The 6071-nt window shown below is 67.9% G+C and carries 8 protein-coding genes; 5 read left to right on the top strand and 3 right to left on the bottom strand.

Annotation, left to right across the window (positions count from 1 at the left end; genetic code table 11):
• Positions 1-279 precede the first annotated feature (279 nt).
• The 3 genes from cls to ACOMG5_RS17490 are packed head-to-tail and all read right to left on the bottom strand — an operon-like array spanning position 280 to position 2940.
• On the bottom strand, positions 280-1707 hold the full coding sequence (cls, locus tag ACOMG5_RS17500; RefSeq protein WP_420345067.1) for a cardiolipin synthase: 1428 nt from the start codon (positions 1705-1707) through the stop codon (positions 280-282).
• 1 nt (position 1708) lies between these two features.
• Positions 1709-2032, bottom strand: a complete 324-nt coding sequence (locus ACOMG5_RS17495) for a chaperone modulator CbpM (protein WP_420345066.1) — start codon at positions 2030-2032, stop codon at positions 1709-1711.
• On the bottom strand, positions 2032-2940 hold the full coding sequence (locus tag ACOMG5_RS17490) for a DnaJ C-terminal domain-containing protein (protein ID WP_420345065.1): 909 nt from the start codon (positions 2938-2940) through the stop codon (positions 2032-2034). Before ACOMG5_RS17490 ends, ACOMG5_RS17495 begins: the two co-directional genes overlap by 1 nt.
• Before the next feature lie 168 nt (positions 2941-3108).
• Between ACOMG5_RS17490 and ACOMG5_RS17485 the strand changes: the two genes are divergently transcribed.
• The 5 genes from ACOMG5_RS17485 to ACOMG5_RS17465 form a co-directional block, all read left to right on the top strand.
• On the top strand, positions 3109-3624 hold the full coding sequence (locus ACOMG5_RS17485; RefSeq protein ID WP_420345064.1) for a DedA family protein: 516 nt from the start codon (positions 3109-3111) through the stop codon (positions 3622-3624).
• Positions 3625-3798: 174 nt separating this feature from the next.
• Positions 3799-4626, top strand: a complete 828-nt coding sequence (locus ACOMG5_RS17480) for an SDR family NAD(P)-dependent oxidoreductase (RefSeq protein WP_420345063.1) — start codon at positions 3799-3801, stop codon at positions 4624-4626.
• 55 nt (positions 4627-4681) lie between these two features.
• Positions 4682-4882: a twin transmembrane helix small protein gene (locus tag ACOMG5_RS17475; protein WP_420345062.1), complete on the top strand. Its 201-nt coding sequence runs from the start codon at positions 4682-4684 to the stop codon at positions 4880-4882.
• Between the two features lie 9 nt (positions 4883-4891).
• On the top strand, positions 4892-5464 hold the full coding sequence (locus ACOMG5_RS17470; protein ID WP_420345061.1) for a cob(I)yrinic acid a,c-diamide adenosyltransferase: 573 nt from the start codon (positions 4892-4894) through the stop codon (positions 5462-5464).
• A gap of 151 nt (positions 5465-5615) precedes the next feature.
• A partial coding sequence (locus tag ACOMG5_RS17465; protein WP_420345060.1) for an electron transfer flavoprotein subunit beta/FixA family protein occupies positions 5616-6071 on the top strand: 456 nt, incomplete at its 3' end.

Genomic DNA, 6071 nt, shown 5'->3' with positions numbered 1-6071 from the left:
CCAATGATCTGCTCTTCCGTCAGTCGTGCCTTCTTCATCGTCCGTCCTCTCCATGGGCCGGACTCTAATCGCAGATGGAGGAAAACTCCCGTGGCAGGTCAGGGCCAGTTCCTTCGGGGGCTGAGCGGTGACACTTGATTTGACAAATTGCCGTTTTGGCGGTCTATATTTTTCAATGGGTCACAGTATACGCAGACCATGTGGCAACACACACAGGGGCGCCGCTTCCTTATGCCCGCGCGGACGAAGCCTGCGCGCCCCGCGGCCGCGCGATCCGGGCTACAGCACCGGCGCCATCAGGCGCGCCACCGGCGCCGCGATCCGCAGCGGCAGCGGCGCCTCGGAAAGCGGGCGGTCATAGAGGTCGGCGCGGGTGAAATCGCGCTCCAGCATCGCCGCCACCGCGGCCGCCACATCCGGATCCGCCATCACCGCGGAAGCCTCGAAATTCAGCCGGCAGGAGCGCGCATCCAGGTTGTGGCTCCCGACCGAGGCGAGGTGATCGTCCACCAGCACGATCTTCTGGTGCATGAAGCCCTCGCGATAGCGATAGATCTTCACCCCGGATCCGCGCATCGCCTCGATGAAGGCGAAGCCCGCGAGCCAGACCAGCCAGTGATCGCGCGCCCCGGCCATGATCACCCGCACATCCGCCCCGCGCAGCGCCGCGAGCCGCAGCGCCTGCATCAGCCCGGTGTCCGGGGTGAAGTAGGGCGAGGCGATCCACACCCGCTCGCGCGCGGCGGTAATGGCATGGCTGAAGAACAGCCCGCCGGTTTCTTCGGCATCCGAGGGGCCGGAGGCCAGGATCAGCCCCGCCACCCGGCCGCGGATGCGCGGCTCCCAGTCCAGGTCCAGCACCTCGCCGGTGGCCCAGTGCCAGTCTTCGGCGAAATGCAGCTGCATCTGCGCCACCACCGGCCCGTCGAGCCGGATCATGGTGTCGCGCCAGGCGCCGAGCCTCGGGTTCCGGCCCACATATTCGTCGCCGATATTGTAGCCGCCGGTGAAGCCCACCTGGCCATCGATCACCGCGAATTTCCGGTGGTTGCGGAAGTTCACCCGGGTCAGCGCCCATTGCCGCTGCGGATGGCGGGCGTGGAAGTTGGTGATCTCCACCCCGCCTGCGCGCATCGCCCGGATATAGGTGCGGTGCAGGCCGTAGCTGCCGAAAGGATCATAGAGCACGCAGACCCGCACGCCCTCCTTCTCCTTTTGCAAGAGCAGCTCCTGCAATTCGCGGCCGAGCCCGTCGTCGCGCAGGATATAGGTCTCGATCAGCACATATTTGCGTGCGCTGCGGATCGCCTCGAACAGGGCGCGGAACACGGCGTCGCCCTCGGTGAGCAGCTGCACCGCATTGCCGCCGGTGGCCTCGCGCCGGGCGATCGCCTCGAAGCCCTGCAGGAGCTGCGAGCTGTGCAGGCTGATGCCCTCGCGCACCGGGGGCGCCGCGCGCTGCTGCAGCCGCGCCGCCGCTTCGGAGAGCTTGCGGTCCCGGATCATCGAAGGATAGCGGATATCGCCGAAAATCACGAAGGCCGGCAGCGCAATATAGGGCAGCGTCACCAGGAACACGGCCCAACCCACCGCGCCCTGCGGCGTGCGCGCGGTCCGGATCGCGCGGAAGGCCGCGAGCACCGCCGTGCCATGCAGCGCCAGCAGGACCGAGGACAGCACCAGGGCGAAGGAGATGCCGTCCGTCACCTCAGGCCTGTTCGTGCATCGCGAGAAGCCGCATGCGCAGGCGCTCGCGCAGCCCCTCCGCGCCGAGCGCGGCATCGAGGCTGCGCATCCGGCGCCGCAGCGTCGTCACTTCGTCGAGCAGGTTCAGGATCAGCGGCATCGTCTCGTCACTGACCGCCATATCCTCGCTCAGCTCCACGATCAGCCGCAATCGCGCGAGGTCGGTGTCGTCAAACACCTGCCCCGCATCAGAAAGCCGTGGCCGCACCCAGGCCCGCGTTACGCACAGCGTCAGCCGGTCCGGCGTCAGCCCGGCGATCCGGGTCAGGATCTCCGCTTCGCTCATCATTTCCGGTTCCCCTTCCACTCCGCCCGCGGATCGTAGGAGGCCTTCGCCCGCCAGGCACGGATCGCCTCGGCGAGCGCCGGATCCTCCGTCTCCGGCAGCATGATCTTCAGCGTGATGCGCAGATCGCCCCCCTTCACGCCCTTCCCGCGCAGCCGCATCACCCGGCCGGTGGAGGAATTCGCAGGCACCTTCAGCCGCACCCGCCCGCCCGGCACCGGCACCTCCACCGAGGCGCCCAAGACCGCCTCGTCGATCGAGACCGGCAGCTCCATCACGATGTCATTGCCTTCACGCGCGAACACCGGGTCCTCGGCGATGGAGATGGTGAGCAGCGCATCGCCCGCCGGGCCGCCGTTCATCCCCGGCTCGCCCTTGCCCGCCAGGCGCAGCGTCTGGCCATCCTCGATCCCGGCCGGGATCGAGATCTCCACCCGGCCGATCTCGGGCAGGGTGACGGGATGCTTGCCGCCCTCCACCGCTTCCAGAAATCCGATGGTCAGCTGGAAATGCCGGTCCTGGCCGCGCATGCGCATATTGCCATAGGCATTGCCCTGGCCGCGGAAGGCCGAGCGGAAGATATCGCCCAGGTCATCGAAGCCGCCGGCATGGTCGTAGCGCCCCGAAGGATCGGCTTCGGCATATTGCCGGTAATAGCGCTGCTGCGGCCGCTCCTGGCCGGCGGCGTCAATCTCTCCGGCATCGAAGCGGCGGCGCTTTTCGGTATCGTGCAGCAGGTCATAGGCCGCCGAGACCGACTTGAAACGCTCGGATTTGGCCGGGTCGTTGCCGGTCAGGTCCGGGTGCAGCTCTTTCGCGAGCCTGCGATAGGCTTTCTTGATGTCGGCGTCGGAGGCGGTCTTCGCCACCCCGAGCACCACATACGGGTCCTTGATGTCATTCGTCATGGGTCGTCCCATCCGTTGCGCCGGCCATCCGTTGTGCCGGAGCACCTCTGTTTGGGTTCAATATGGGCGGGCGGTGGCCGCCGGGCAATTCCCTCAGTGCAGGTTTCGCCGGATTTTCGGGCATGTCCGGGGATGGCGTGGCGCCACAGGGCATGCAAGTCTGTGCCGATGTGCTGTTCGTTCTCCTGGGTCGAGGCGACCCTGCACCAGTATGGCCTGCCGGTGATCTTCGTGGACCTGTTCCTCGAATCCGTCGGGCTGCCGCTGCCCGGCGAAACGTTGCTTCTGCTTGCCGGGTCGCTGGCCGCGAAGGGGGACCTGGCGCTGGTGCCGCTCTGGCTCACGGCGTTTGCGGCATCGGTCGCGGGCGACAATGCGGGCTATCTGATCGGGCGCAGGCTCGGGCGCCCGGCGGTGCTGCGCTGGGGCGGGCGGATCGGGCTGAGCGAGGCGCGGCTCGCGCGGGTGGAGGCGCTGATGCAGCGGCGCGGCCTCATGATCGTGGCCGGGGCGCGGTTCGTCGCCGTGCTGCGGCAGCTGAACGGGCTGGCCGCGGGCACGGCGGGCATGCATTGGGCGCGGTTCTTGGCGGGCAATGTGCTCGGGGCGGCGGTCTGGGTCTCGGTCTGGGTGCTCGCGGCCTATGCCTTCGGCGTGGATGCGCATCTGTGGCGGGGGCAGTAGGCCCGGCACTGCGGCGGGGGAGCCGGTTCCCAGCCTGCGAGCCGCCTCTGCCGCGAAGGGCCGGTGGATTGCGGCGGTGAGCCGCTGCCGCTTTTACGCCCGGCAAGCCGGTTCCGGCCTTCCATTCCCGGGCGCGGGCGCGCAATGTCGCGCGGCCCGGAGCCAGGAGGCCGCATGACCAAATCAATCCTCATCACCGGCTGTTCCTCCGGGATCGGTCTCGATGCCGCGCATGGGCTGCGGGCTGCGGGATGGCAGGTGATCGCCTCTTGCCGCAAGCCCGAGGACGTGGCGCGGCTGCGCGCCGAGGGGCTTACGGCGATCCGGCTGGATGTGGCCGATGCCGCCTCCCGCGCGGAGGGCTTCGCCGAAGCGCTTGCCATCGCCGGGCGGCTCGATGCGCTTTACAACAACGCAGCGTTCGCGATCCCGGGCGCCGTGGAGGACCTGCCCGTGGAGGCCCTGCGCGACATCTTCGAGACCAACCTGTTCGGCCTGCACGACCTCACCACCCGCGCGGTGAAGGTGATGCGGGCGCAGGGCGGCGGGCGGATCGTGCAATGCTCCTCGGTGCTGGGCCTGGTGGCCGCGCGCTGGCGCGGGGCCTATGTGGCCAGCAAATTCGCCCTCGAAGGCCTGACCGATGTGCTGCGGATAGAAATGCGCGGCACGCCGGTGCGGATCATCACGCTGAACCCCGGCCCGATCCCGACCCGGTTCCGGCTGAATTCGATCCCCCATTTCGAACGCTGGGTGGATTGGCGCGCCTCGCCGCGCCGGGCGCAATATGAGGAGAGCCTGCTGAAGCGGCTCTATGAGCCGTCGGGCAGGAAGGACCGGTTCGAGCTGCCGCCCGCGGCGGTGACGGCGGCGCTGCTGAAGGCGCTGGAGGCGCGCGCGCCGCGCGATCACTATTATATCACCACCACCACCCATATCGCCGCCGCCCTGCGCCGGTTCGCCCCGCCCGGGCTGCGCGACCGGGTGCTGTCGCGCACATGATTTCTGTCGCAATTCCTGCGCGAGGGGCTAATCTCTGCGCGCCGGAGGGGGGCGCATGACGAAAGATCCGCTGTTCATCACCGTGGCCATCGCCTGCCTGGCCGTGCTGGCGGTGCTGCTGTTCGGTATCTTCAGCTTCGGGCGCGGGGGCGAATTCAACCGGCGCAATGGCAATCGGCTGATGCGCTGGCGCATCATCGCCCAGGCGGTGGCCATCGTGCTGGTGGTGCTGTTCGTCTGGCTGCGCGGAAAATAGGAGGCGGCGATGGTCGTTCTGAACAGGATCTATACGAAGACCGGGGACAAGGGGGAAACCGCCCTTGCCGATGGCACCCGGGTGCCGAAGCATGCGCTGCGGGTGGAGGCTTATGGGACGGTGGACGAGCTGAACGCCACGCTCGGGCTTGCGCAGCTTCATGCCGAAGGCGCGCTGGCCGAGGCGCTCGCGCGGATCCAGAACGACCTGTTCGACCTCGGCGCCGATCTGGCCCGGCCGGAGATGGCGCGCGATGCCGAGGCGGGCTATCCGGTGCTGCGCATCATCGAGAGCCAGGTGAGCCGCCTGGAGGCCGAAATCGACACCATGATCGCCCGGCTGGAGCCGCTGCGCAGCTTCATCCTGCCGGGCGGCAGCGCCCTTGCGGCGCATCTGCATCTTTGCCGCACGGTGGCGCGGCGCGCCGAGCGCGGGGCGGTGGCGCTGGCCGCGGCGGAGGAGGCGAACCCGGCTGCGGTGAAATATCTGAACCGGCTTTCGGACTGGTTTTTCGTGGCCGGGCGCATCGCCAATGAGGACGGCCGGGCCGACGTGCTCTGGGTTCCGGGGGCGAATCGCTGAGCGTTATCGCCAACAATCCGCGCGACGTGACGTAGCGGCATAGAAACATGTCCATTTTGCACTGTCCCTGACGGATTCGCTCTAGTAACAAAATTGCCGAAGACAGCGCCGCCCCTGGCCGGGCGAGATGAGAAGAAGGGAGATTCCGCGGATGAAGGTTCTTGTACCTGTTAAGCGCGTGATTGATTACAACGTGAAGGTTCGCGTTAAGGCGGACGGTTCCGGTGTCGATCTTGCGAACGTGAAGATGTCGATGAACCCGTTCGACGAGATTGCGGTCGAGGAGGCGATCCGGCTGAAGGAGAAGGGCGTCGTGAGCGAGATCGTCGTGGTCTCGATCGGCGTGAAGCAGGCGCAGGAGACGCTGCGCACGGCGCTGGCCATGGGCGCGGACCGGGCGATCCTGGTGGAAGCGGCGGCGGATGTGACGACCGATATCGAGCCGCTGGCGGTGGCGAAGATCCTCGCGGCGGTGGCCAGGGCCGAGGAGCCGGGCCTGATCATCACCGGCAAGCAGGCGATCGACAACGACATGAACGCGACCGGCCAGATGCTGGCGGCGCTCCTGGGCTGGGCCCAGGCGACCTTTGCCTCGGAAGTGGCGATC

This window comes from Paenirhodobacter sp. (assembly GCF_041916475.1).
Taxonomy (GTDB): Bacteria; Pseudomonadota; Alphaproteobacteria; order Rhodobacterales; family Rhodobacteraceae; genus Rhodobacter.
The sequence above is the reverse complement of the archived record's forward strand: the minus strand, read 5'-3'. Positions and strand labels throughout refer to the sequence as shown.